This window comes from Shewanella hafniensis (assembly GCF_019655335.1).
Classification (GTDB): domain Bacteria; phylum Pseudomonadota; class Gammaproteobacteria; order Enterobacterales; family Shewanellaceae; genus Shewanella; species Shewanella hafniensis.
This window is the reverse complement of sequence record NZ_BPFD01000009.1, coordinates 1-25873: the sequence shown is the minus strand read 5'-3', so window position 1 is coordinate 25873 and position 25873 is coordinate 1. Positions and strand designations below refer to the sequence as shown.

Annotated in this window: 17 protein-coding genes and 1 rRNA gene; 7 read left to right on the top strand and 11 right to left on the bottom strand. The window is 47.6% G+C overall.

Annotated features, from left to right (window positions below; translation table 11 throughout):
- Positions 1-204: 204 nt before the first annotated feature.
- The 4 genes from K5Q99_RS04595 to K5Q99_RS04580 all read left to right on the top strand — a co-directional run bounded on the left by K5Q99_RS04595 (position 205) and on the right by K5Q99_RS04580 (position 6180).
- Positions 205-984 carry a TOBE domain-containing protein gene (locus K5Q99_RS04595; RefSeq protein ID WP_220776169.1) on the top strand — a complete coding sequence of 260 codons (780 nt, stop codon included), beginning with the start codon at positions 205-207 and terminating at the stop codon, positions 982-984.
- A gap of 468 nt (positions 985-1452) precedes the next feature.
- Positions 1453-2685 (top strand): efflux RND transporter periplasmic adaptor subunit, encoded by a 1233-nt coding sequence (locus K5Q99_RS04590; protein WP_220776168.1) that lies wholly within the window; start codon positions 1453-1455, stop codon positions 2683-2685.
- Between the two features lie 2 nt (positions 2686-2687).
- Positions 2688-4721, top strand: a complete 2034-nt coding sequence (locus K5Q99_RS04585) for a MacB family efflux pump subunit (RefSeq protein WP_220776167.1) — start codon at positions 2688-2690, stop codon at positions 4719-4721.
- Positions 4722-4728: 7 nt separating this feature from the next.
- Positions 4729-6180 carry an efflux transporter outer membrane subunit gene (locus K5Q99_RS04580; RefSeq protein WP_107946568.1) on the top strand — a complete coding sequence of 484 codons (1452 nt, stop codon included), beginning with the start codon at positions 4729-4731 and terminating at the stop codon, positions 6178-6180.
- A 141-nt stretch (positions 6181-6321) separates the two neighbouring features.
- Here K5Q99_RS04580 and K5Q99_RS04575 read toward each other — a convergent pair whose 3' ends face one another.
- The 10 genes from K5Q99_RS04575 to K5Q99_RS04530 form a co-directional block, all read right to left on the bottom strand.
- Positions 6322-7464, bottom strand: coding sequence for a site-2 protease family protein (locus tag K5Q99_RS04575; protein ID WP_199908781.1), 1143 nt, complete (start codon positions 7462-7464; stop codon positions 6322-6324).
- Positions 7465-7697: 233 nt separating this feature from the next.
- The gene (locus tag K5Q99_RS04570; RefSeq protein WP_107946569.1) at positions 7698-8075 is read right to left on the bottom strand and encodes a DUF4144 domain-containing protein; all 378 of its coding nucleotides are present in this window, start codon (positions 8073-8075) and stop codon (positions 7698-7700) included.
- A 226-nt stretch (positions 8076-8301) separates the two neighbouring features.
- Entirely contained in the window at positions 8302-9990 is a 1689-nt protein-coding gene (locus K5Q99_RS04565; protein WP_220776166.1) for a flagellar assembly protein A, read from the bottom strand.
- A 478-nt stretch (positions 9991-10468) separates the two neighbouring features.
- Positions 10469-11512, bottom strand: coding sequence for a methyltransferase (locus K5Q99_RS04560; protein WP_220776165.1), 1044 nt, complete (start codon positions 11510-11512; stop codon positions 10469-10471).
- A 170-nt stretch (positions 11513-11682) separates the two neighbouring features.
- Positions 11683-13002, bottom strand: coding sequence for an alkaline phosphatase (locus K5Q99_RS04555; protein ID WP_220776164.1), 1320 nt, complete (start codon positions 13000-13002; stop codon positions 11683-11685).
- A gap of 74 nt (positions 13003-13076) precedes the next feature.
- The gene (gene gshB / locus K5Q99_RS04550; RefSeq protein WP_220776163.1) at positions 13077-14030 is read right to left on the bottom strand and encodes a glutathione synthase; all 954 of its coding nucleotides are present in this window, start codon (positions 14028-14030) and stop codon (positions 13077-13079) included.
- 91 nt (positions 14031-14121) lie between these two features.
- The gene (rsmE, locus tag K5Q99_RS04545) at positions 14122-14853 is read right to left on the bottom strand and encodes a 16S rRNA (uracil(1498)-N(3))-methyltransferase (RefSeq protein WP_106649512.1); all 732 of its coding nucleotides are present in this window, start codon (positions 14851-14853) and stop codon (positions 14122-14124) included.
- A 6-nt stretch (positions 14854-14859) separates the two neighbouring features.
- Positions 14860-15636, bottom strand: coding sequence for an endonuclease EndA (gene endA / locus K5Q99_RS04540; protein ID WP_283107672.1), 777 nt, complete (start codon positions 15634-15636; stop codon positions 14860-14862).
- 173 nt (positions 15637-15809) lie between these two features.
- Positions 15810-16469 (bottom strand): SprT family zinc-dependent metalloprotease, encoded by a 660-nt coding sequence (locus K5Q99_RS04535; RefSeq protein ID WP_220776162.1) that lies wholly within the window; start codon positions 16467-16469, stop codon positions 15810-15812.
- Between the two features lie 280 nt (positions 16470-16749).
- Positions 16750-17916, bottom strand: a complete 1167-nt coding sequence (locus tag K5Q99_RS04530; RefSeq protein WP_220776161.1) for a PA0049 C-terminal domain-containing protein — start codon at positions 17914-17916, stop codon at positions 16750-16752.
- A 331-nt stretch (positions 17917-18247) separates the two neighbouring features.
- Between K5Q99_RS04530 and blaOXA the strand changes: the two genes are divergently transcribed.
- Positions 18248-19120 (top strand): OXA-548 family class D beta-lactamase, encoded by an 873-nt coding sequence (gene blaOXA / locus K5Q99_RS04525; RefSeq protein WP_220776160.1) that lies wholly within the window; start codon positions 18248-18250, stop codon positions 19118-19120.
- Here blaOXA and K5Q99_RS04520 read toward each other — a convergent pair.
- The gene (locus tag K5Q99_RS04520) at positions 19117-20028 is read right to left on the bottom strand and encodes a LysR family transcriptional regulator (RefSeq protein WP_006082994.1); all 912 of its coding nucleotides are present in this window, start codon (positions 20026-20028) and stop codon (positions 19117-19119) included. The genes blaOXA and K5Q99_RS04520 overlap by 4 nt on opposite strands.
- A gap of 121 nt (positions 20029-20149) precedes the next feature.
- Here K5Q99_RS04520 and K5Q99_RS04515 point away from each other — a divergent pair, with 121 nt between their 5' ends.
- Both K5Q99_RS04515 and K5Q99_RS04510 read left to right on the top strand, forming a co-directional pair.
- The gene (locus K5Q99_RS04515; RefSeq protein ID WP_006086017.1) at positions 20150-24703 is read left to right on the top strand and encodes an ATP-binding protein; all 4554 of its coding nucleotides are present in this window, start codon (positions 20150-20152) and stop codon (positions 24701-24703) included.
- Between the two features lie 947 nt (positions 24704-25650).
- Positions 25651-25873 (top strand): 16S ribosomal RNA (locus K5Q99_RS04510); the annotation flags it as partial.

Sequence of the window (25873 nt, the reverse complement as noted above, 5' to 3'; positions counted from 1 at the left end):
TGTGTTCCTCCGTGATAAAAAGTGATCGTTATATATCAATCTATATATCGATTATTCAAGCCCTAAGCAATCAATTAGTGATCTGTGTGCGGTTTCTTGCGGATTAATGGCATTAATCCGCTGAAATATCTCGGCAATCTTATTGGTATCCTCAAGGTGATGGAGGACAATAGGGCTCAAGTCAGACTGGGTGCGGGATAAACGATGGATTTACATGCATTACTTACGCTTTCCCTCGGGGATAAGCCCTTCGCCAATCCTAGGCGGATAAGCCTGCTCGAGCAGGTCGCCAACACAGGCTCGATCAGCCAAGGCGCTAAGCTTGCGGGGATCAGTTATAAAGCGGCGTGGGACGCAATCAATGAGATGAACACCGCCATGCCAGAACCCGTAGTGTGCAGCGAAAAGGGCGGCAAAGGCGGTGGCGGCGCGAAACTCACCGAATTTGGCGAGCGTTTGCTCAAGGTGTATTCCATCACCTCCCAAGTACAAGCAATGGCCTTGGCCGCCTTGCTTGATGAGTCCGTCGACATGCACAGTTTATTGGATGTGATGGCGCATTTCTCACTCAATACTAGCGCCCGTAATCAGTTAACGGGTCGTATCAATGCCATTGATTCATTTGGATTAAATGACAAAATTAGCGTGACCTTAGCGGGCGGGCAACAGATTCAGATTTCAGTGACCCATTCGAGCCGCGAGCGCTTACAGTTAGCCTTGGATAAATCTGTGTTGTTACTGTTTAAAGCTCCTGCGGTACGGGCGACGACACATGCCGGTGAACTGGATGGGCAAAATTGCCTCAGCGGCCGTTTGCTGAGTGTGACTGAGCTTGGCGATAAGGCCGAATTAGCCATAGACATTAATGGTAAAGACATCATCTATTCAGTGATGCCACTCACCCAAATGCAGAGTTTGGCTGTCGGCGAGCCATGTTTTGCCTGTTTTGATGCCACGCAGGTGATCCTCGCCAGCATGAATTAGTCGAGTTGAGTGATTGATTCGATTAATCATTGGGTTATTCACTGAGAATGGCCAGTACTTGGCGTTATTGTTGTCGAATGGGATCGTTCGTTTTTGTATTTAAATCGACATCAAAGTCATAAGGCTCACCCCACGACCTTGATCTTTCTTGAAAAAGAATTAAATGAAGTTTGTATATCTAGATTCGTTTGCATGGCAGAGCTACCACAAGTGGCACAATCATAGAACGTCGAACCCCTACAATTTACCGCCTAACGATTTGGTATCGCACTAAATCGGCATTGCTACCTAATGCTCAGCCGTGCTTCCCTTACAAATTTTTACACAGATATTTGCAAATCTTTACCTGTTAACGACACTTCCTTCGTCTACTGTCTTTGGCTAACTCTATATACTGTTGGAACAATTTCAGTTCCTTAGCAAGATGCATGCTTGCTGTCTTTAGCATTGATGGACACGACAATACAGATGAAAAAATCCTCAAAGCGTAAATTGCTGCTCGCGTTAAGCGGCTTAATCCTCCTGATTGGCGGTGCTTATTTTATGTGGCATAAGCCTGAAACGGCACCTACCTATGTGACTGAAGCGGTGCGCCGTGGCGATATCGAAAACTCAGTGTTGGCCAATGGCATGTTGCAGGCCTCTAAACTGGTGAGTGTGGGCGCGCAGGTATCGGGGCAAATTTTAAGTTTGCCGCTGGCACTGGGTGATGAAGTAAAGAAAGGCGATTTGATTGCTCAAATTGACAGTCTAGCGCAGCAGAATAATTTGAAGAATGCCCTCGCATCACTCAAAAGTATCAATGCTCAGTTCCGTGCCAAACAGGCGCAGATCCGTCAAGCAAAGTTGGAATTTAGCCGCCAGCAGCAAATGCTTGCCGATAAGGCCAGTTCCCGTGCCGATTATGAAGTGGCCGATGCTAATCTAACGGTTTATCAAGCCGAGCTTGAGCAATTAGAAGCGCAAAAACAACAGGCTGAGATTAACGTCGACAGTGCCAGAATCGATTTAGGTTATACCAAAATTACCGCGCCAATGGATGGCACTGTGGTGTATTCCGCGGTGGAAGTGGGGCAAACCGTTAACGCCAATCAAACGACACCGACCATAGTTGAAATGGCGCAGCTGGATACCATGACAGTTAAAGCGCAGATTTCCGAAGCGGATGTTGTCAATGTCCATCAGGGTCAAGCCGTGTATTTCACGGTTCTTGGAAAACCGAATCATCCCTACCGCGGCGTTTTGAGGGCGATTGAGCCTGGGCCGATTTCGATGGATGGCGACGATAGCAATATGAGCTCTAGCGACTCAGACGCCATTTACTACCATGGTCTGTTTGATGTAGAAAACCCTGACCGCACTTTGCGTATCGGCATGACGGCGCAGGTGTCTATAGTGTTAGCTAAGGCCGATGATGCGCTGTTAGTGCCTGCGCAGATATTGCGTATAAAGCCGAGGGAGAAATCCGCGGCGCCAGAGGCTAAGTCTGGCGAGCGCAAAGCCCGCAGTGGCCCGCAATATCAAGTGCCTGTGTTAGTCGATAACCAAGTGCAATATGTGGATGTCACGGTTGGGATTAACAACAAAATCAATGCCGAAATCATCGCAGGTTTGAAGGAAGGCGATCAGGTCGTGCTTGGTATGCCGTCTTCCGATGATGGCAGCAGCAAGTTCCGTCGTCCACCTAGCGTGAGGTTTTAACAGTGACAACGGCATTACTTGAAATTTCAGGCTGTTATCGCACTTTTCAGGCGGGTGAGCAGCAACTCACAGTCTTGAAAAATGTGAACCTGTCGATTGGCCGTGGCGAGATGGTGGCGATAGTAGGCGCTTCTGGCTCGGGTAAATCGACCCTAATGAACATTCTTGGTTGTTTAGATAAACCGTCAAAGGGCGCGTATTTTATCAATGGCCAAGATACCTCGACTATGGACGTTGATGAGTTAGCTCAGCTGCGCCGCGAGCACTTTGGCTTTATCTTTCAGCGTTATCATTTACTGGGCGATTTGACCGCCATAGGCAACGTCGAAGTGCCCGCCGTGTATGCGGGTAAAGAACGCTCGGTGCGTAAAGACAGAGCCGAGCATTTGTTGACGCGTTTAGGCCTTGGCGACAGGCTCGACCATAAACCCAATCAGCTCAGTGGTGGTCAACAGCAGCGGGTCAGTGTGGCGCGCGCCTTGATGAATGGCGGCGATGTGATCCTTGCCGATGAGCCGACTGGTGCGCTGGATAGTCACAGCGGCGAAGAAATGATGCAGTTGTTGCAGGAGCTTCACAGCGACGGTCACACCATCATTATCGTGACCCATGATATGCATGTGGCCCAATATGCCGATCGCATTATCGAAATTAAAGACGGCGTAATCATCAGCGATGAGCGCAGTCTGGATAAACAAACGGCTAAGCCGCAAACTTCGATGTCGCAAAGTTCAACGTTACAAAATATGGCGCCACAAAAGCCTAGCGGCACTGTGGTCGCAAAAACAGTGACAGCAAAAGACAGCTCGCGTGCGCGGGTGGCTTCGTGGGACAGATATGTCGAAGCGCTTAAAATGGCGCTGGTGGCGATGTCGACCCACAGGTTACGTACCTTCTTGACTATGCTCGGGATTATTATCGGTATTGCCTCTGTGGTTTCTGTAGTGGCCTTAGGTGAAGGCTCGCAGCAGGCCATTCTTAAAAGTATCAGTTCGATGGGGACTAACACGATTGATATTCGCCCCGGTTCTGGTTTTGGCGATCGACGCTCGGCGCGGGTGCGTACCTTAACGGCGACCGATGCCAATGCCCTTAAAAATCTGCCCTATGTCGATAGCGTGACCCCTAGTATTGGCTCTAGCGCGACGGTACGTTTTGGTAATAAAGCGGTATCGGCCTCGGTGAATGGTGTGGGACCTGAGTTTTTCCGTGTAAGAGGGTACGAGTTAGCGCAGGGCCAATTTTGGGATGATGCCAGTGTCGCATCGCTCGCCCAAGATGCGGTGATTGATGACAACACCCGTAAGGAGCTTTTTCCTAACAGCGCTGCCGACAATAACTCGGCGATAGGGCAAGTGATTTTCCTTGGAGATTTACCCGTACGTATCATAGGTGTGACTCAACCCAAAGAAAGTGCTTTTGGTAACAGCGATGCGCTTAATGTGTGGGTGCCTTACACCACAGTTTCTGGCCGTATGATAGGTAAAAACTATTTGGATGGCATCACAGTGCGACTCGATGAAACTGTGCCGAGTAACGCGGCGGAGCAGGGCATTATCGCGCTACTTAAAATGCGCCACGGCACGCAAGATTTCTTCACCATCAATACCGATACCATTAGGCAGAACATCGAAAAAACCACAGCAACCATGACCTTATTGATCTCGGCGATCGCGGTGATTTCCCTTGTCGTTGGCGGAATTGGGGTGATGAACATTATGTTAGTGTCTGTGACTGAGCGGACCCGTGAAATCGGGGTGCGTATGGCAGTGGGCGCGCGTCAGAGTGATATTTTACGCCAGTTCCTTATCGAAGCCATTTTAGTGTGTTTGTGCGGTGGCACCTTAGGCATAGCCTTGTCCTACTTAATTGGCGTGGTGTTTGCTCAAACGGGGGGCAGTTTCCAAATGATTTATTCCACCACCTCCATCGTTGCCGCCTTTGCCTGTTCGACCTTAATTGGTGTGCTATTTGGTTTCTTACCCGCCCGCAATGCGGCGCAGTTAGATCCCGTTGACGCATTAGCCAGAGAGTAATAACACCATGAATACTAAAGTTTTTAATCAGCCATTTTCGCTTCGTAGCAGTACTATTGCTGTGGGCATTGCTTTGGGAATCGCTTTGCTAAGTGGCTGCGGCAGTTTGATGCGCTCAGACTTTGAACCGCCTGCATTGGCAATTCCAGAACAGTGGCAACACACCACAGTGAACGAGCAAGTAAAAGTCGACCCTTGGTGGCAGCAGTTTCATCAGCCGCAGCTCGATAAGCTGGTTAGCCAAGTATTGAGCACTAACAATGACTTAACGCTGGCGACCTTAACGCTGCGTAAAGCGCGCTTGCAGGCAGGGCTAACGAGGGACGATCTGTATCCGCAATTATCGGCCAATCTTGGTGCTTCCCGTAATCAGCCACTTGAGGGCGGCGATGCGACTAAGAGCTATCAAGCGAAATTGTCCGTGAGTTATGAGGTGGATTTGTGGGGCAAAGTGTCGGCCAATATCGACCAAGCCCAATGGGCTGCGCTGGCGAGTGCCGAAGATAGAGAAAGTACCACCCAAAGCCTAGTGGCGACCACCGCATCCTTGTATTGGCAGATAGGTTATTTAAATCAACGGATTGATTTAAGCCAAAAGAGTATCGAGTACAGTCAGCAAACGCTGGCATTAACCCAAAGGCAGTATGATTCTGGCGCCGTGACGCAAGTGAATGTGCTCGAAGCGCAGCGCAGTATGGCGGGACAAGAGGCGGCGCATAGTCAGCTTATCCAGCAATTAACTGTGGCTAAAAATGCCCTCGCGATATTACTCAATCAGGCACCAGCGGCTGATCCGGCGCAGAGTTTAGCCTCAGGGGAGACTTGGGTTGAGATTAAGCAACTCCCCGATGTGGCAGTGCCGGACGTTAGCGTGGGTGTACCCGCAGATTTGTTAGTCAGACGCCCAGATGTGAAGGCTTCCTTGTATCAACTGCGCTCCGCCTTGGCGAGTAAAGATGCCACCTATGCGAGTTATTTCCCCAGCCTGAGTTTAACCGGCGGTGTTGGAGAGTCGACCTCAGAGTTAAAAGAGTTGTTACGTAATCCCGTTGGCAGCTTAGGCGCAGGGCTAGTCTTGCCCTTTTTGCAGTGGAATCAAATGCAAATCAATAACGATATTGCCGATATCGATTATCAAACCGCAGTGGTGAATTATCGCAAGACGCTTTATTCCGCCTTTGAAGATGTCGATAACGCGATTTCGGCTAAGCAGCAATATCGCTATCAAGGGGAGAAATTGGCGCAGCAATTCATTGCCGCGGCGGCCGTTGAAGCCATTTATGAGAGCCAGTACCGCAATGGCGCTATCGGTATTCAGAATTGGATTGATGCCCAAGAGAAACGTCGCAGCGCCGAGGCGGCTTTACTCGAGAATCGCTATAACCAACTCACCGCCCAAGCGACGCTTTATCAAGCCCTTGGTGGCAGCGATATCGCCCCGCCTTTGGCAAAGGAATAACGCACGGTTGTAAAAGCATCACAGCGCGACAGAAAAATAAAAAACCGCTATTAATAGCGGTTTTTCGTTTTTATATAACTCAGGCAAGCGCAAGTCTCTGAGTGCTATTGCCTTTGCGCTGTGCTTAGCCGTTAAGTCACATTAGCTGCGGAGTATTTGCAACGGCAGGCTGAGCATATCATCGCCCGTTCCAGCTAAGTGCCAGATGATGCCGACTAAGGCGCCAACCGTGAGCAAATACCAAATAACCGAGAAGATTTGCCCGTATCTGTCTAATGGCAGCAGATGGCTTTGATGGCGAGTACGCCACTCGAAAATAATTTCTAGGCTGCCAATTAACAATAAGAAGCCCAATAGCGCTAAGCCTAAGGTGTAGCTGATATACACTCCGAAAGCGGCACCGGCGGCGCAGGCGACCAAGCCCATGATGCTGTTCATTGAAAAACTAATGCTCTTTAAAATATGGCCGCCATCGAGTGGCAAAATAGGCAATAAATTAAATAGGTTAAGTAGCGCATTAAAGGCGGCAAGGCCTGCAAAAAACACATTGCCCGTAGCGTGGTAAGCAATCAAGGATGCGATGGACATCAGGAGTCCAAAGGTTGGCCCCATGATAGAAATCACCACATCTTGCCAACGCGTATTAATTTTCTCATCGGAGAGGGCAAGTCCGCCCATAAAGGGAATAAGATAAATTCCTTTGGTTTTCATCCCAAAATATTTCATCGCGCGGATATGGCCGTATTCGTGGAATACCAAGCAGGCGATAAGCGCAAGGGCAAATTGGAAGGAGAATAGCCAAGAATAAGCGGCAACGCTGGCGCCCGCTAACACTACTTTTATGACTTTGGCGCTCTTTAACAGTTTAAAACCAAGGGAGGCAAGTCCTACCATGCTCAGTTTTTGCTGCTTCACAATGGGCGTTTCTGGAGTTTGGCGTTCAATATCTTTTTCGGTGCGTCGGCCTTGGTCGATGATTTTGTCATCCAGCAGCAAGCAGTAATCAAGGCGGAAAGGCTGCCAAACGAGATCGGTTTCGAGGCGAACTTGGATTTTATTTTCTGTCATGGCGATGGCTTGCTCGCTACTTTCGGTCGCCAATGGGCTGCTGTGGTGGGTGAGCTCAAAGACATGAACCTTGAGGCCGCCATTGTCGACGGAAGCTTCTTTTTGTGAGACTAAGGTATTGTCCCAGAAGAGTTGTTGCCAGCCCGCGAGTGAGCCTTCTAAGCGCAGTTGTTTGCCTAAGCAGTCAATCTTAAGTAGTTCCAATTTCGGTTCCATCTGTTTGTATATTTAGTGCCAACTTAAACGTCATCCCTTGAGTCGACGCTGAAAACGGTCATTTTGGAGTGCATGTTAGCCGCGCTTTGTCGGTTGACTCGGCGCTACTACACAGCGGCAAATTATGCCTGTGAATTCACTATGAGGATATTAGCTTTTAAGGTCATAGTGTTTTTTATTGAGTAACTGAGTTATTGCTAGCCATTTATGATGGTATTTCAGCTGCTTGCCGTTTATTCATCGAGGGTGCGTACAATTTCAATCCCTTGGGAAATCGTTGTGAAAGCCAACTTAGCGACGCAACATTGTCCCAGTGCTTGGGCATGATTTTGAACCCACTTGATAAATTCATTGAGCGATAAATCTTGTTTTTGGCGTACTAATCGCGGTAGTTCACCGACGGGATCTTCATGGATTTTTTGCGGACAGGCACTGATAAGATAGCGCCTGCCTTTGGAGTCCAGTAATTGGTCAGTATCGATAAAATGATGCTGATAGAGGCAGGCCAATTCGAGCCAATCCCTTTGGTGTTCTAGGTAAAGTAATTCATCATTTTGAGTCAATTTTACAATGGCAGGCCATTCAATACTCGACATCTTAACGCTAGTCATTTCAGATCCTTAGGAAGTTTAAAATGGGCTCTGAGACAGTCTCTGAGAACAATCATTGGCAGTAGGCAAGGATTAGAATTATACAAGAAGATACTTGGCATGCTGCGTGAGTTTATCTAATAGCAGTATGCCACGCTGAGGGAAGATTGATAGAGGCCTGAACGCGTTCGCAGAGTCTGGCAGAATGAGCAAGGAGTAGTGAATGTGTCATTACTCCTCGCGAGTATTAAGTCGTCGGTGCAGCTTTGGCCTTGGCGTTATAGTCAAAGTTAATTTCTTGATTAACATTAGCAATGCAGCAAGTGCCGTGTTCACGGGCAGTGCGATGATTCGCTGGACCTATATGTAACTCAACATTGAGGAATACGTGTTTAAGCACTTCGATGCGGTATTTCTCGTAATAGCCTTCGACTTCTTGTTTTAAGGTATCGAACTCGAGTTCTTCACGGGTGCGCTCATCCAAAATACGATTCTTCTGGTCGAGCATCATCTTGATTTGCTCGATCATCACAGCGTCGCCTTGCCATTCTGACTTTGGGGGTAATTTATTGAGGCGAGCCTCAATATCTAAACTGGCGACAACCATAGCTTTAACGCTTTCATCGAGTAGCTTGAGATCTTGCTTAAGTTCCCCATGTTCCATCGCGCAATAAACGTCGGTTTTGGTTCCCGCTGTTGCCCCTATGACAACCGCCGTGATGCCTTTCTCTGCACGTGCGACACCGCCCACCAGATCGCCACGACGACCACTCGGATCGCTGACCGTTAAACTGCCAGCTGTTTTGGTATGGCTGTGCAGCAACTGTTTAGTGACTAAGATATTGCCCTTGGCCACTAAGTTGGAATATTGCACAAACTGGGCGCTGATCTGGCCTTGAGAATGGATATTGGTAGAGTATTCATTAGCTTTGATTTGTCTGCCTATGATGCCTTTACTGACTGTGACATCACCTTCCGCCTCTAGGGTCGCGGAGTCCACAAAGCCCATTACGGTTATATCACCCGAACTTTTAACTAGCATGCCCTCGTGGACATCGCCGGTGATTAAAATACTGCCCTTAAAGCTGATATGGCCTGTGCTGATATCGACATCTTTAAGCTGCAAAATATCATCGACATTCATGCCTGTACGGGTTTCGACGGGTTGGCCTGGCACAGTGGCGATGAGTTTATTGGGATCCTGCGGATGCAAAGCTGTGCCGGTACCCGCTTGGAGTACGGCATCTTTACCCGGTTTTTGTTTAAGTACTTCGCCCTTGATGTTGTAACCTGGTGTACCTTCGGTGGCGGGGTGTTTAACCATCAAGAGATCATTGGCTTTGACGACGATAAGTGAGCCGAGATTACGCATATCGACACTGCCATCTTCCCGCTCTTGTGGTTGAAGTAAGCGTTCACGCGCGAGGAACACTTTGCGTTCTAATACCGCATTGAGTCCATTGACCGGCGCTTTACCTTGGGCGATGTCACTTTGGCAAACTTCACCCGGCTTCAGCGTGCTAAGTTGCTTGAGTAGGGTTTGAATTTTGAGCTTGCTTAACCCCATGCAGACGTTGTTCTTTTTGAGATGGGTGAGGATCTCTGGCAAATCTATCTGTTTACCGCCCCATGCTGCGGTCAGTTTGAGGCTGGCTTGCATTTTATCTGGGCTAATTTCGATTGCTATGGTGCCATCGCGGCGTTCAGCTAAAGTGGCGAAGAGCTCAAATTTTCCATCATCCTGATTATAAAGAGAGTTGATTTTAGCGACGGTTTTAGCAATGACAGGCTCTAGCGGAAAGAGGGAGGTGAATTCAGGTAAAGACAGCAGGCGCATTATGTCTTCATGGGTGACTGGGCCATGGACATTAGGGATCAGGCGCAATTCAGCTTTGGTCTTATCGCTGTTTAGCTCTATGAGTTCAGGGTCCAGCATAGGGGCATTCCTAGTAATTGCGTTTTATTATTGTTTAAGAAGCTGATTTGAGTATAACAGTAGAAACTTAGGGTAAAGAAGCCTTTTTGGCTGCAAAAACAGCAAATGTTGGCATTTTGTTGTTAATGGTCTACTGGGCGATTTATAGTTAGTTTTTTATAAGAAATTGAATGAGATAAACAGTATTATCTCTGGTTTATTCCTACTAATCGCAGTGTAAGTCGCAACTTAATGCTAACTTTCGCTTTAGCGATTATTTTGGTGTTTTAAATCAAATTCCTATGCTAGGAACGGCAGTTTGAGGTAAATGGAACTGTGTTTACGGGAATCGCTGACATGCGGCAGATCACAATATTGAGTTTTGTAACACGACGAAAGATAAGCTTTATCTGAAAAATGGGATAGTGACACGAGTGAGTATGAGGCGTAGTCAATAACGCGCCTATAACCAAAGCATAAGCGCGTTATCTGTAGAGTTTTACTTGTGTTGGAAGTAATACAGCTTGTACTTGTTGTTATCGGCAACCACTTTTAATTGGCCAAATTCGGCGGCAATGATATCGGAATAGGGCAAGTGGCGGTTGGCGACAATTTGCCAAATACCGTTATGTTGTAATTGCTTGGCACTATCAGTGACAAAGTTCTGCGCTATGCTGGTGGTGCTTGCAAGGCCATCGTGGAACGGTGGATTAGAGATAATGCCGTTAAATTTCCCCGTGGTTTGCGCCAGTCCATCGGAAGGATAGACTTTGGCCGTCATTCCATTGGCGGCTAAGGTGAGTTCGCAGGAAGCCAAGGCCATCGCATTAATATCGACACACTCTAAGGATAAGCTCGGCTGTGCCTTGAGCAGGGCAGCGGTAATCACACCGGCGCCGCAACCAAAATCGAGCACTCGGCCCGAGAGTGTCGGCAGGTGCGACAGTAATAATTCAGTGCCCAGATCTAAGCGTTTTTCGCTAAACACCCCGACTAAGTTACAGATACTGATTTCGCCCTGTGGCGTCGCGAGTTGATACTGACTGACCCAATCGCAGAGCTTCATCGCTGGCGCGCTGCCCTCTAAATGGCTGCCAAATAACAGGCAGTGGCGAGCGTTATCGAGCTTCATCCCAGTCGCAAAATACTCAGGTAACAGCTTCACTAAAGACTTAATCCCGCCTTTGTTTTCCCCAACGACTAACAGTTGGCCGTTAGGCACAAGATGATTGGCGGCGAGGTTAAACAAATAAGGTGCTAAGGGTTTGGCCTTGGGGAAATAAACAATAACCGTATCGTATTTTTCTCGCTCAACTGGGTCTTGGTTTGGCAGTTCATGGCCGAAATAGCAACGCATCTTTGAGTTGGCGTGCGGCGCTAAGTGCAAGTAATGGTGGTAATCCAAGGCGAGTGCATCGACCGATGCCGCGACATCGAGCAGGGCTTTTGGCAGTAGATCGGCTTCATGATTGAGCACTAACACTTTATGTTGGCTTAGGCTGTCTTGATTACGAATAATGACTTGCGATGGATTGGTTAACACAGTTACAGGCACCTATAAACTTAAGTGTGGGCATTATACCCGTTATTCACGCCTGAGCCAGTTTGCATCGAATCCCTGCGCTAAGACCTGATAAAATCCCTAATAAAAAAACCAATAAAAAAGGCAACTGCATTATGCGGTTACCTTCTATTCGTTGAATTACTTAGACATTAGCTCTTAGGTTTCTTCGGTTTTGGCAGCAAGCTGAAGATCTTATTGGCGATATCGGTATTGTCTTGATGGCCGTTAAACAGCTCAGATGCCGGACCTGCGGCAAACACTTGTACGTCTGTGCCTGTGTGACCGTCGGTTGTCCAACCTGTATCAGTACGTTTATCAATAAGATGGCGAATTGCCACCGCCATGGTTTCTAATCCCTGCATTCTGGCGACGTTTAATTTGGCGACTTCTTCTTCGCTAAGCTCAAAGCCTAAACCGCGGGCAAGATCGGCTTGCCATTGTTCGCCACTGATGGCGGCTAAGGCTAAAGTGTCTGTGCTAGCCGAGATATTACGCAGGATTTCAGGGTTCCAGTTGTAGTTACCATCGACGCCAATCGATAGGCCACCGGTATTGTGGTCGGCGGTGATCACCATCAGGGTATCGGGATGTTCACGCACAAATTGCTCAACCACTTCAATGGCATTGGAGAATTCATCCATCTCACCCATAGCAGTGGCGATGTCGTTATTGTGGCCCGCCCAGTCGATGAGACTCCCTTCGACTAATAGCACAAATCCTTGGTCATTCTGCGACAGCAAGCTGAGTGCTTTTTGGGTTAAGGTACTGAGTTTTTTCGCATCTTTTTCATCAATTGCCCAAGGCAATTGGACTTCAGCAAACAGGCCCAACACTTTAGGTTGGGTGATGCTGGCGAGATCCTCAAAGCGGCTAATGTGCTGATAACCTTTGGCTTTGAACTGCTCTAATAATGCAGGGGGAAAATATTTTTGACCGCCGCCTAAAAATACATCGGCGTTGGTTTCTAAATAGCTGAGTGCCAGAGCATCGTAGTTTTTACGGCTTTCGTTGTGGGCCAAAAAGGCGGCTGGCGTGGCGTGATTGATTTGTGATGTTACCGCGACACCTGTGCTGAGGCCAAGGGATTTGGCTTTTTCGAGTATGGTCGGCAGTGGTTGTTTTTGGGTATCGACTGAAATCGCCCCATTATAGGATTTTACTCCTGTGGCCAGCGCTGTCGCGGCCGCGGCTGAGTCAGTCACATAACCACTGACGCTCGCGGGATAGGTGCTTGCCATGCCCACCAGTAAACGGTCGAATACGGTTTGTTCGACTTCTTCAGTGTCAGGATTATCTTTGTAGTAACGGTAGGCGCTGGTGTAAGACGGTCCCATACCATCACCTATCATGATGACGATATTTTTCGGTCGCGATGGCGCTTTTGTTGGACCCGTTTCATCAGCCCAAGCTGGCGTAGATAACAGCAAACTGATGCCGAGTAACAAGAGTGGCGCTTTGGTGAAACTCATATCACATCCCTAGAAGTGGTTCGGCGCTCGCGGTTTGCTCGCGCCTTACAATCAACAAACTCGTTGGTAAATTCTTATGCTGTGGCGTTAATGCGTGCTTCAATAGCATCCATTAACATGCCCGTGATGTCGACATCAAATGCCGCTTGGATTTCACGGATACAGGTTGGGCTGGTCACATTGATCTCAGTCAGCTTGTCACCAATCACGTCCAGCCCGACAAAAATCAGCCCGCGTTTTTTAAGCTCAGGGCCAATGGCGCGGGCAATCGCCCAATCGCTGTCAGATAAAGGTTGTGCCACACCGCTACCGCCAGCGGCTAAGTTGCCACGGGTTTCGCCTTTCATTGGGATACGTGCCAGTGCGTAGGGAACAGGCTCGCCATCGACCACTAAAATGCGTTTGTCGCCTTTGGTAATTTCAGGGATAAAGGCTTGCGCCATCGCATATTGTTGGCCATAGCTGGTCAAGGTCTCGATGATCACCCCAAGGTTAGGATCATCCTGCTTTACGCGGAAAATCGAGGTGCCGCCCATGCCATCTAAAGGCTTAAGAATGATATCGCCCTTAGCTTGGTGGAAAGCGCGGATACGCTTGGCATCGCGGGTCACGATTGTTTCTGGGGTGAATTCACTAAACCATGCGGTGAACAGCTTTTCGTTAGCGTCACGTAGACTTTGCGGCTTGTTGACGATTAATACGCCTTGTTCTTCGGCGCGCTCCAGCATGTAAGTGGCGTAGATAAACTCAGTATCGAATGGCGGGTCTTTACGCATTAAGATCACGTCGAGTTCGCTCATTGGCGTGTCTTGCGCTTCGCCTAGCTCATACCATTTGCTCGCATCATTGATAACAGTTAACGGACGCATATTGGCCATCGCCACGCCGTTGACCATGGCAAGATCGGCCATTTCCATATAAAACAGCTGATAACCTCTGTCCTGCGCGGCCATTAACATGGCAAAACTGGAGTCTTTCTTAATGTTGATCTCACTGATGGGGTCCATCACTATGCCGAGTTTTATCATTAATCTGTTCCTTATTTGTCGCCGTTTGCAGGCAAAAAAGCATTGATTGGATAATGGGGTCTGTTATGCAAGCGCAGCTTGCGGCTGCGGTTTAGCCTAAATCACCAAATCTGAGTTGCAGCGCTGTAATGGCCGTGAGCGAGGCGGTTTCAGTGCGAAGCACTCTGGGGCCAAGCAACACATCGGTAAATTGATAGGTTTCTGTCATGGCGATTTCTTCCGCCGACAAACCGCCTTCTGGGCCAATTAACAGGCGCACGCGAGTGTGCGCTAAATCTAAACCATTGATACCGTGTGCGGCACGTGGATGTAAATTGAGTTTCAGTGCCGAGGTTGGCTCACTGCACCAATCGTGTAAGTCCATCGCTGGGCGAACCACGGGAACTTGGCTGCGGCCCGATTGTTCACAGGCGCTCACAACGATTTTCTGCCATTGCTGAATTTTTTTCTCTAGGCGCTCGCCATTAAGCTTTACACCGCAGCGATCGGAAAACAGCGGCGTAATGGTATTAACCCCCAGCTCGACCGATTTTTGAATGGTGAATTCCATTCTATCGCCACGGGAAATCACTTGGCCTAAGTGCAAGTTGAGTGGCGACTCAGATGAATTTGCCTCACAGGAAAGCAGTTTTACTGTGACATGCTTTTTACCTGCATCGACAATTTCAGCAAGATAATCATGGCCATCGCCATTGAATAGGCTGATATGTTCGCCGTTACCCATGCGCAGCACTTTGCCGATATGGGCCGCGCCATCTTCGTCTAAGTTCAGCTGTTGATTGATGGCTAATGGCTGAGGTTGATAAATTCTTGGGACTCTCATTCGACCTTACTCGGCTAGTTGTTGACGCAGTGGTGGCGCTTTACAGGCATTTTGCACAAAGGGATTATGGTTGCCTTGAGTTTGCGCTATAGCGTTATCGCGTTTGCACTCAATAGTATCAACTGGATAGGTTTTATCCCATGCTTTGAACAATTTTAATTGTTGTGAAGCGATTTTAAGCCCATAGGTTTGCTGCATATATAAGTAAGTGCGGGCAATCTTACCGCGGGCGTTTACGGGCGGCTGCGCCTGACGATGCTTAAAATCGATGACCATAGCACATTGGCCATATTGCTCAGCTTTACCGTTCCATTGGCTAAAACGGAAGTTACTGCGATCGCCGTTCACTTCACCGATGGCGGGCACTAAGTTGTGCATATCCGCTTCCATCTTATTAAATTCGTTACTGTTATCGGCGCAGTTTTTACGGCCGCCCTTTTGCCAGCATTGGAGTTGATGGCCAAATTCCCAGGCGGGCACTATGTGTTCCCACTCGATACGATTGGCGCGGGTTTCCTGTTTACGGACTTGATAACCGCAGCTAGCGAGATCGGGTTTCCAGGATTTGCCTTTGATTTGAATATCGCAGCCACAGTAAAAACTCACTGCGGGTAGAGTGCCTTGGCGACTTCCGGCGTAGAGTGCCTGCGACTTGGTTTTTGCTTGGCTGAAACTATTGGGGTGTGATACTGAGGCACCAGCGGGCACAGTTAAGATTGCCGCCCAAGTGATCAGGCACAGCAAGAGGCGCCGTGAATTAACGGTTAAAGACGTTTTGTTCAAAATTTATCCCAAAATAACAAATACTACGCGAGCCTTTGGCTCGTCTTTTATGGCGTGATGGTAAGGGAAATGCCGCTGCTTATGCAAATTGCGTCGTACTTTTTACTCACGCAATTCCCAAATGCTGAAATTCGAATTGTGGGGTGGGTGTGAGGATTGTGCGCGAAGAGGACTTAGTTCGCCGTTAAATGGGTCTTGCAGCGTTTACAGATATAACGGCTTTCGCCCCGCAACACTTTGTTATGGCGGCGAATACTTAACCGAATCGGCCCACAGGCGCAGCGATACTCCACGTCGCGACCTGCCACCGAAGTGGTATTGAAGCTGTGGGTGGTACTCGGGTTAACCTTAAATACCGTTAGCATCAAAGATTGCCATTCTTTACCGTGGGGCTTGGTTTTGCCAAAAAGCTGAAAACACAGTAAATGACAAATTTCGTGGGGCACGACCTCAGTCAAAAATGCTTCGCTGTTTTCGCTTAGCAACACCGGATTGAATCGTAAGCGATTCTGCTGCAGATGAGCCGTACCCGCGCTCTTTCCCCTGAGACTAAATTGTGTGACTGGGCGTGGGAAAGCGCGCTTAAGCGATATCTCCGCTTCTTGATAACAAGCTTCAATTCGCTCTAGTACTTGTATTTGCAGTGATGAGAGTGGGCGTGATGAACCGGTGAAATTATGTGCCTGAGCCGTATCTTGTACTGGTGGACTCGTTATCACCTGCGACTTATCTTGGCTTTGGCCTAAGGCTGCGTATGTCGATTTTGTCTGTGGGGCGAGTGCTTCACTGCTGCGACGACGTAAAGCATTGAGTAAGTCTGCAGGTTTCAACATAGGATTAGCGTTGGATCTCGTCGGTTAAAGGTAAATATTGAGTGCTTAACACTCATTTGGTTGTAAAAGCATCAGTTATAAAGCGTCAGTTTTGAAGCCAATCCTATGTATGGCGCTTGGCTTCTGCATTCGAACGCTTGTTCTTGCAATCCGCTCTAATACTCAGCCTTCCAAATCAGCGATTGAAATAAGAGTCAGGCTAAGCGTTCGCATCATAGCGAACGCTATCTGACAATACCAGCCTACCAGCCTACCAGCCTACCAGCCTACTCAGCCTAGGTTATAAACTCGCCGCGGCCTGCATCACCATAGTGCGCACTTGTTCGACTATGGCTTGCTCAGTATCGGCGTCATAGCCTTTGACTCTTGGGGTATGAATGTGGCCGACTTTCGCACTGCTATTAAACTTTTGCTGCAACACTATGGCGCGATAGGAAATTTCATTAGAAAGATAACCGCCGCCAGAGCCTTCGACTGACGTTTCGTTTTGCAGCTCATTCAATGATGTTGCACTAAACTCACCGCGGGCAAGGGTAGTGACTGTGTGGTTATCGTTGACTTTCCATTGGCCATCTTTGACTTGCATGGCGGCAACCGGCAGCGAGAATTCGACAAACTCAGGGCCGATAAAATCTTTGCCATTGAGCTTTGGGGCAAGCGGTGCGGTTTTAGTGCCGCCAGTGAGGACGTTTTGGTTATCGGGCGCAGCAGCACTGCGATTTCGGGCAGGGAAGCGTTCAATATCAAAGTCAGTTCGGCCCATGCTGACGGTAAATACAAATTGGGTTTTAGGATCGCGGTATATCGGACTCAGTAGCGATTCGATAAGTCCTTGGTCAAAATCTTCAAAACGCACTGGCACCATAGCGGTTTCGATTTGCGCCGTTTTGCCATTTACATCAAAGCGGAAACCATCCAAGGCGAGGGCAACTAAGCCAGAAGGATTACTCTGGGTGATATCTTTATCGAGGAAGAAGGGATCAAAACCCGTGAGGAATATTTTGATTTGAACATCATCAGCATATTGAATATCGCTAAATCCCCGTGAGGCCTTTTCAACCGCACTCATTAATATATCATTTTGCCAATCGGCCATTTTAAAGTTGGCGCTGGTGCTCTTAAGACTATTAAGCATGGCAAGGCGCGCCCAATATAAAGGTCGGTCGTCAACATGACCTGACTGCACATCGCGTACCGCTTGTTGCCATAATCTATGGCCTTGGCGCGCGGCTAATTGGGTGGCGTCAACTTCGTTTTTCTTTGAGCTTAGTTGAGCCAGACCATCGTCAAGTGCTTGATAGCGAGTCACGACTTCGCCCATGGTTTTTTCGGCTGTGGGTAGGCGGGAAACTTCAACATCACCCAATAGCTGCACAGCACTGGCCGTATTGATCAAGCTACTGGTGAGGATTAGCGTTAACACTGGCTTCAATACTGGCTTCAACATTTTTGATTTCCCTGTAGTGATTAGACCTTATTGATTGGAAATGATGTTCATCTCGTCCACTGGAAGGCTCTTATGCCAAAAAGTATGCACTACAAGCTGAGGGTAATAAAGTTATGCAGGTTGATCTTCGTCATCTTATGCCAATATCTTCTATCTCATCATCTTCTCTTTCAAAGGCGCTGAGCTGACATCAGTCCTTCTATGGCAGAACTTACTTGCCTCTTTTTTGCCACTATTGGTCAGCAGTTTGCTAGGGCATGCAAAAACGCTAAGTGATAGCCTTAATCACTTTTTTAGTTCATTGGATTTTTTGTTTCTACAAGGAGACTTTATGCGTTCGTTCGCCATATCGACTGTGTTGGTGATGTCCTCACTGTTAGCGTCGTCAATCATTGCCGCCCCGACTTTTGCCTCAACCGCGGTGAAGAAGGAGTGGCAAGAAACCCGCAGTTGGGATGCCATTTTTACTCAGCATCAAGCTGAACCGCAACAAGCTAAACTGCAAAAAACTAAGCTCCAACAAACCTCGGGCGTGGTAGCACTATGGAACGAAAACAAGCAACAGGGATATACCAACAATCTTAAACGTGCCAATCAAGGTTTTTTACCTGCATCGACCTTTAAAATCCCTAACAGTTTGATTGCGCTAGATCTCGGTGTGGTGAAGGATGAACATCAAGTGTTTAAGTGGGATGGTAAAAGCCGTGATATTGCCACTTGGAATCGTGACCACAACTTGATTACCGGGATGAAGTATTCGGTGGTGCCAGTCTATCAAGAGTTTGCCCGCCAAATTGGTGAGGCGCGAATGTCGAAGATGATCGCCTCTTTCGATTATGGCAATGAGACTATCTCGGGTAACTTAGATAGCTTTTGGCTTGATGGTGGTATTCGGATATCGGCCACTGAGCAAATCGATTTCCTGCGCCGACTTTATCACAACAAGGTACACGCTTCAGAGCGCAGTCAACGCATCGTTAAGCAGGCCATGCTCACCGAGGCGAATTCTGATTATATTATCCGCGCAAAAACCGGTTATGCGGTCAGAGCTGAGCCAAGCATTGGCTGGTGGGTTGGTTGGGTAGAACTCGATGATAATGCGTGGTTTTTTGCAATGAATATGGACATCCCAGATGCCGCAGGTTTGCCATTGCGCCAAGCCATTACTAAAGAAGTGTTAAAACTGGAGCACGTAATTCCTTAGCCCATGAGGGATTGCAGACTTTCTTGGCTGCTAAAGCGTTTTACGAAGAAGTCTAAGAAGACGCTGATATTGGTGGCCAGTTGGCGTCGACTCGAATAAACCCCGTAAACCTTAAAGGGTTCAATTGGCCATTCCTGTAAAATCGGTACTAGCTGTCCATTGGCGAGTTCGGTCTTACAGGCCGAATTGGATAGCATGGCGATGCCAAAATCATCCATGGCTAATTGCTTCACCATGATAGGGCTGTTGACCCGTACTTTACGTTGGAAGTTCGCCATGGTTTTACGCGAACCTTTACCCAATGGCCAAATCGGCGCCGAGCGAGAAGTGCCCAATAAAATACCACTGTGCAGGCTGAGTTCTTTTGGCGTTGCGGGCGTGCCTTTGAGTTTTAAGTAACCAGGGCTTGCGACTAAAATCGGTTGGCGTTCAAACAGTAATCGTGCGACTAAGTCCGACGATTGAAGTGGGCCATATTTGATGGCTATGTCATATCCTTCGCCGACTAAACCAATATCGTTGTCGGTAAACTGGACATCCAATTCAACATTGGGATATAAACGCATAAATCCGCTACAGAGGTTAGCGATAAGTTCTTGGCTAAATGACACTGGGATCGCAATCCGTAATGATCCTGACACATCATCGTGAGTATTCTCGATAACAGCCTTGGCCGCTTCCACCTCATTGCGAATGGAATCACAGTGTTGGTAAAAGAGTGCCCCGACTTGGGTCAGACTCAAGTTACGGGTGTCGCGCTGTAGCAATCGCACGCCAAGTTGTTCTTCAAGCTGCGCGATTTTGCGACTTATGGTGGATTTTGGGTGGCCGGTTTCACGTGCAGCTTGGGAGAATCCCTTAGCTCTAACTACGGCTGCAAATAGCATCATACCGTTTAAATCTGGCATGTTTTTCCCACTGTCTCATATTTGGAACATAGCGTCTTATGCAGTTTAATGGCATTTGACGGGATAACAAAGTTATATTTATTGGCTAAAAATTTTCAGAGGCTAAGCAGAGGATCTTTTGATGACCAGCAATAATCAGCCCACACACATGACTCAAGCCCAAACGCCCGATCCGCTTTTTTTACAAGCCGAGCATTTGGCAAAGGATTTTTCTCTGTTTCCTAAGCACAGTAAACAGAGTTTATCGGAAGAAATTAAAGGTCTTTTAAATGAGGATGCCATCCAGGCAAACTTGAAAGACTTGGCATCGTTAGATGTCGACGGTTACGTTACTAAAGTGATCCAGCCGACCCAAGATAAAGGTCGTCCTGGTGCAAAACGTATCATTGCCGATCTTAAAGGTCGCTTGATTACTGAAACTCACTTGGGCTCTTTTTACAGTGCTGAGGTCGAGCTGAACTTTGGTTCACGCACTCGTCGTATTGGCTTTATCGCCCAAGAACGCACTACCGCAAACGGTGCTTGGATGCCTGAGCATCATTACGCTGCCTGTAAAGCAATTCGTCATTTCGCCGAATTGTCTATGCCTATTATCTATTTAATTGATACTCCTGGAGCTGATGCGGGCGAAATCGCTAACAGCCAAAACCAAGCGCATTCAATTTCTAAAGCTATCGCAGAAAGCGCCAACGTTGACGTACCGACAGTCGGTATCGTAATTGGTGCTGGTTATTCTGGTGGCGCAATTCCATTAGCTGCGGCGAACATTCTGTTGTCGTTGCGTGACGGTATTTTCAACACGATCCAGCCACAAGGTCTGCAAAGTATTGCCCGTAAGTACAACCTGTCATGGCAGGAATGTGCGAAATCTGTAGGTGTATCACCAGAAGAGCTTTATACCTCAGGCTGTATCGACGGTATCATCGACTTTTCACCGGGTGACCGTGATGAGCGTCAGCACAATTTGCGCCGCGCTATTATTAGCAGCGTAGAAGCGGTTGAGCGTGCAGCAATGAATTTTGTGCGTGAATCTAAAGATTTACGTGAGCATTATGACCGCAGCTTAACTCGTTTCCTAAATCCATCTAAAAACTTGATGGCTTTGGAACTGAACGCAGAATTGGCTGTGGCAACGAGCCCAACTAGTCACCACAATCTGTTTGGTAGTGCTTATCGTTATTTGCGTTATTTAACGCTGCGTAGCCGTATCCATTCGATTTCTCAAGAGCAATACGGTCGTCTGTCACGTGCTAGTGTGCCAGAAGGTGATTTGTTGGCGCGTATCCAACAGGAACAAGATCGTGTGTTCCAAGCTTGGTTATCTAACCCAGATAAACTGGTTTATGACGAAGAACTGAATAAATTGTGGACTACTTTTGTCGCTAAGCGTGATGAAGTGTCTACTGAGCGTAACATGTTGACTCGTTTGATTTTGGGTGAACCAAAAGAGAACTATAAGAAAGCACGTAAGGCGCTGTTATTTAACATCAGCTGGTCTTTGTATCACCGCTGGAAGAGTAATGCGGCCAACAACTTCAAAGGGCTGATTCAGCACTTAGAAAGTTTGCCAAAATCTGTAACTCAAGCTAAATGGCCTGAGCTGAATCAGCTGACCGTACTCGATGTGGTTGTGAATGAAGAGCTGCGTGAAGACTTTATTTGGCAATGCCATAACATTCTGATCTTCAATGCCTTGTACGACAACGTTGTCGGTAGCTTAGCGTCAATCGCGAAAGAAGCCATGATGTCGAAGAGTTTGTCACGTAATTCAGTGAACAACCTGCTGCACAAGTCAATTGACCATGCAATGTCGACACAAGATACCTCGAACGACAAAGCTAAGTTCTACAAGTGGCTAAAATACTTCATGGGTCAATCGAACCGTGCCGATTTATTAGTCCGCGTAGAGCAGTGGAAGAGTGTGGGTTTCCCACAACTTAACGACAGTCTATTCGTGGTACTGACTTACTTCTTCGAACGTCTACTGCCTGAGTATTTCGATAGCGAAAGCGATACCAGCAAGTACACTGGCGCGATCAACCCAGTGCGTATCGGTCGTCGTAAGGACTTCTGGAACCGCTTGACCATGGGTTATCAGGATCTATTGATCCAAAAAGTGCTGCGTGACGAAAAACGTAAAGGCAACATGACTTGGGAAAATGTGGTTAAACAGTTCTTTACCCATTTCGAAGAGATCAATGGCGACAAGATGTCGGCTAACTTGCTCAACTTCCCTGGCTTCCGTTTATCAATCGAAGATGCGTTAGATAAAGGCATTCGCCCATGTGGCTTGATCACAGGTATTGCTGACTTTAAAGAAAAAGGTCAAAAAGTTCGCGTGGGTGTGGCTGTGTCTAACACCGCATTCCAAGCCGGTGCATTTGATATGGCCAGTGCTGAGAAATTCTCTGCACTATTGATCGAGTGTGCTAAGCGTAAATTACCCGTTGTGTGCTTTATCAGTTCAGGTGGTATGCAGACTAAAGAAGGTGCCGCGGCGCTATTCTCTATGGCTGTGGTGAACGACCGTATCACGCGCTTTATTCGTGATAACGAATTGCCTGTACTGATGTTTGGTTTTGGTGACTGTACTGGTGGTGCACAGGCGAGTTTTGTGACTCACCCATTAGTGCAAACTTACTACCTGTCTGGCACTAACATGCCATTCGCAGGCCAAATGGTAGTGCCAGCTTACTTGCCATCAACGGCGACTCTGTCTAACTACTTGTCAAAAGTACCTGGCGCAATGGCGGGCTTAGTCCATAACCCATTCAGCGACAATTTAGACTCTCAGTTAGCAGGTATCGATCCTCTGATGCCAATGCCTTCGGCAAAAATTAACGACGTGATCATCAATGCACTGTCGACCTTAGTGGTTGAAGCAACTGTTGAAGAAGAAGTGATCGTACAGAACGATCCACGCCAGTTAATGAAGCCAATTAACAAAGTATTGGTTCACGCCCGTGGTTGTACTGCGGTGAAATTGATCCGTAAGGCGCATGACAATAATATCAATGTGGTATTAGTGGCGTCGGATCCTGATATGACATCAGTGCCAGCGGACATGCTCAAAGATTCTGACAAGTTAGTTTGTCTCGGTGGTAACACCTCGGATGAAAGTTACTTGAATGCTTACTCAGTGCTGAAAGTGGCCGAGTATGAGCAAGTGGATGCATTACACCCTGGTATCGGTTTCCTATCAGAAAGCCCGCAGTTTGCTGCACTGTGTGTTAATAACGGTGTTAACTTCGTCGGTCCTAGCGTGCATTCAATGACGACTATGGGTAATAAGTCGAACGCGATTAAGACATCGCAAGCGCAAAATGTACCTGTAGTGCCAGGTTCGCACGGCATTCTGACCAATGCAGAGCAAGCCGTTAACGTGGCGAGCGAAATTGGCTATCCAGTACTGCTTAAAGCGGTACAAGGTGGTGGCGGTAAAGGTATTCAGGTTGTGAAACGTCCTGAAGACATGATTGGTCTATTCCAAAAAACGGCAACCGAAGCGGCTGCAGCCTTTGGTAACGGTGACTTGTACCTAGAAAAATATGTGACATCACTACGTCACATCGAAGTGCAGTTACTGCGTGACAAGTTCGGCAACGCCAAAGTATTAGGTTTGCGTGACTGTTCGGTTCAACGTAATAACCAAAAAGTAGTCGAAGAATCTGGTTCAACTATGTTGCCAGATGAGCTGAAGCGACAAGTGCTGGCTTATACTCGTGCCTTAGGTGACGCGACCGATTACATGGGCGCAGGTACCGTTGAGTTTATCTATAACTTAGATGCCAACGAAGTGTACTTCATGGAGATGAACACGCGTCTGCAGGTTGAGCATCCTGTTACGGAAGCGACTTCAGGTATTGATATCGTTAGTGCGCAGTTTGATATTGCCGCTGGCCGTTCAATTGAAGCATTAGAGCCTAAAGAAATTGGTTATGCGATGGAAGTACGTGTGACGGCTGAGAAAGCGGCGCTCGATAGCCACGGCATACTGCAGCTGATCCCAAATCCGGGCAAGATCACTGAATGTGTGTTCCCTGATCATCCCGATGTGGAAATCATTTCGATTGCAGCGCCAGGTAAAGAAGTATCGCCATACTACGATAGCTTGATTGCGCAAATCATCATGCGCGGTGAAAACCGTGAGGATGTGATTGCCAAACTGTACGAATACTTAGACAGCGTAGTGCTGAAAGGCATCGCGACTAACATTCCGTTACTCAAGCTTATTCTGAAAGACGGTACCTTCAACGAAGGTGTTTACGATACTAACTATCTGCCACGTTTAATGGCTGAGCTAGACATTCCGGCGTTGATCGCTGAAATGGAAGCCGCCGCTGAAACTGTGGAAGTGGACACTGAGTCACTGCGCGTTGGTGAAAGTAACGAACTGAAAGTGTTAGCCCAAGGCGCAGGTATCTTCTATACCTCTTCTGCACCGGGTGAAGCGGATTTTGTGAAAGAAGGTGACATAGTCACAGTCGATCAAACGCTAGCACTCACAGAAGCGATGAAGATGTTCTCGCAAGTGACCTTAGCCGGCTTTAACCGTCAGAGTGCGATTTTGTACCCTGAGGATAAGAAGTATCGCATCGAGCGCATCCTGAACAGCAATGGTCAGCAAGTGTCTCAAGGTGACTTACTGTTCGTGGTCTCGCCAGTAGAAGAATAAGCTCAGCGTTTAACGCCATAGCTAAATAAGAAAATACCCGCCACTGGCGGGTATTTTTTTGCTTCAAAATTATTGCCACTAAATTTTCTGTCACTTAATTTCCTGTCACTAAATATAGGTAAGCGAACATGCCACTCTTAATGTGCATGACGTCTTTGATAACTCAACTTAGCTTTAATAGATAAGATCATCGCTAACAAGTGGCCAATATTAGTTTTGTGCAATACGACCTGTATTTCTGATTAAGTCGGCAAAGAGTTTCTTTAATCTGTCGTTCGCCCATTTATTAGAACAAGCTGCATCAAGAATCCACCTCTAGCCTCGAGAATCAACGGAATCTCCATGCTTTATTCGTAGTAATAGAGGCTCATCAAACCTCATTTTAAGTTGAAACTGAGTCTAAAATGAGCGGTGTGTGGATAACTTTGGGGGTAAGCGGTGGGTATGGTGTGGCTAGATTAGATAATTAGAATTAACTGCAAATTTCCTTAAAATAGGGGTTGCGCACTTTCTCAATCTCCCTATAATGCGCATCCACTGACACGGCAGACAGCGAAAGCCTGCTGACGAGTTAGCTTGAATTGAGTCGCTTTTAAGCATTTAATTCAAGCGCAGCAAGAAGTTGAAAATACTCCTTGACGCGAAACGGGAAATGCGTAGAATACGCAGCCCTAGCCAACTGGAAGCGTTCGACGCTCAGTGTGGTACTCAAGTTCTCTTACGAATATTGAGTTGCTCTTTAACAAGATAAAACAAGAAATCTGTGTGGACACTCACAGGTGTTGAGTTAATCGAAATTACTTTACTTTCGAGTGAGTAATCAAAGAATTAAATCAATGATGAAGAGTGTTCATAGCAATATGTACAGTTTGTTTTTGCTTTTAAGCAGGAACGAAAAATCAGAATTCATTGAGCCGCTTAAGTCGCAAGGCGGAAGCAAAAAACTTTAATTGAAGAGTTTGATCATGGCTCAGATTGAACGCTGGCGGCAGGCCTAACACATGCAAGTCGAGCGGCAGCACAAGGGAGTTTACTCCTGAGGTGGCGAGCGGCGGACGGGTGAGTAATGCCTAGGGATCTGCCCAGTCGAGGGGGATAACAGTTGGAAACGACTGCTAATACCGCATACGCCCTACGGGGGAAAGGAGGGGACCTTCGGGCCTTCCGCGA

What these genes read in the sequence shown, in the direction of transcription:
- K5Q99_RS04570 (WP_107946569.1), bottom strand. Translation starts at nt 8,075, where the DNA reads ATGACTAGCGTTAAGATGTCGAGTATTGAATGGCCTGCCATTGTAAAA.
- K5Q99_RS04535 (WP_220776162.1), bottom strand. Translation starts at nt 16,469, where the DNA reads ATGTTGAAACCTGCAGACTTACTCAATGCTTTACGTCGTCGCAGCAGT.
- rsmE (WP_106649512.1), bottom strand. Translation starts at nt 14,853, where the DNA reads ATGAGAGTCCCAAGAATTTATCAACCTCAGCCATTAGCCATCAATCAA.
- K5Q99_RS04580 (WP_107946568.1), top strand. Translation starts at nt 4,729, where the DNA reads ATGAATACTAAAGTTTTTAATCAGCCATTTTCGCTTCGTAGCAGTACT.
- K5Q99_RS04590 (WP_220776168.1), top strand. Translation starts at nt 1,453, where the DNA reads ATGAAAAAATCCTCAAAGCGTAAATTGCTGCTCGCGTTAAGCGGCTTA.
- K5Q99_RS04565 (WP_220776166.1), bottom strand. Translation starts at nt 9,990, where the DNA reads ATGCTGGACCCTGAACTCATAGAGCTAAACAGCGATAAGACCAAAGCT.
- K5Q99_RS04575 (WP_199908781.1), bottom strand. Translation starts at nt 7,464, where the DNA reads ATGGAACCGAAATTGGAACTACTTAAGATTGACTGCTTAGGCAAACAA.
- K5Q99_RS04515 (WP_006086017.1), top strand. Translation starts at nt 20,150, where the DNA reads ATGACCAGCAATAATCAGCCCACACACATGACTCAAGCCCAAACGCCC.
- blaOXA (WP_220776160.1), top strand. Translation starts at nt 18,248, where the DNA reads ATGCGTTCGTTCGCCATATCGACTGTGTTGGTGATGTCCTCACTGTTA.
- K5Q99_RS04555 (WP_220776164.1), bottom strand. Translation starts at nt 13,002, where the DNA reads ATGAGTTTCACCAAAGCGCCACTCTTGTTACTCGGCATCAGTTTGCTG.
- K5Q99_RS04530 (WP_220776161.1), bottom strand. Translation starts at nt 17,916, where the DNA reads ATGTTGAAGCCAGTATTGAAGCCAGTGTTAACGCTAATCCTCACCAGT.
- gshB (WP_220776163.1), bottom strand. Translation starts at nt 14,030, where the DNA reads ATGATAAAACTCGGCATAGTGATGGACCCCATCAGTGAGATCAACATT.
- K5Q99_RS04520 (WP_006082994.1), bottom strand. Translation starts at nt 20,028, where the DNA reads ATGCCAGATTTAAACGGTATGATGCTATTTGCAGCCGTAGTTAGAGCT.
- K5Q99_RS04595 (WP_220776169.1), top strand. Translation starts at nt 205, where the DNA reads ATGGATTTACATGCATTACTTACGCTTTCCCTCGGGGATAAGCCCTTC.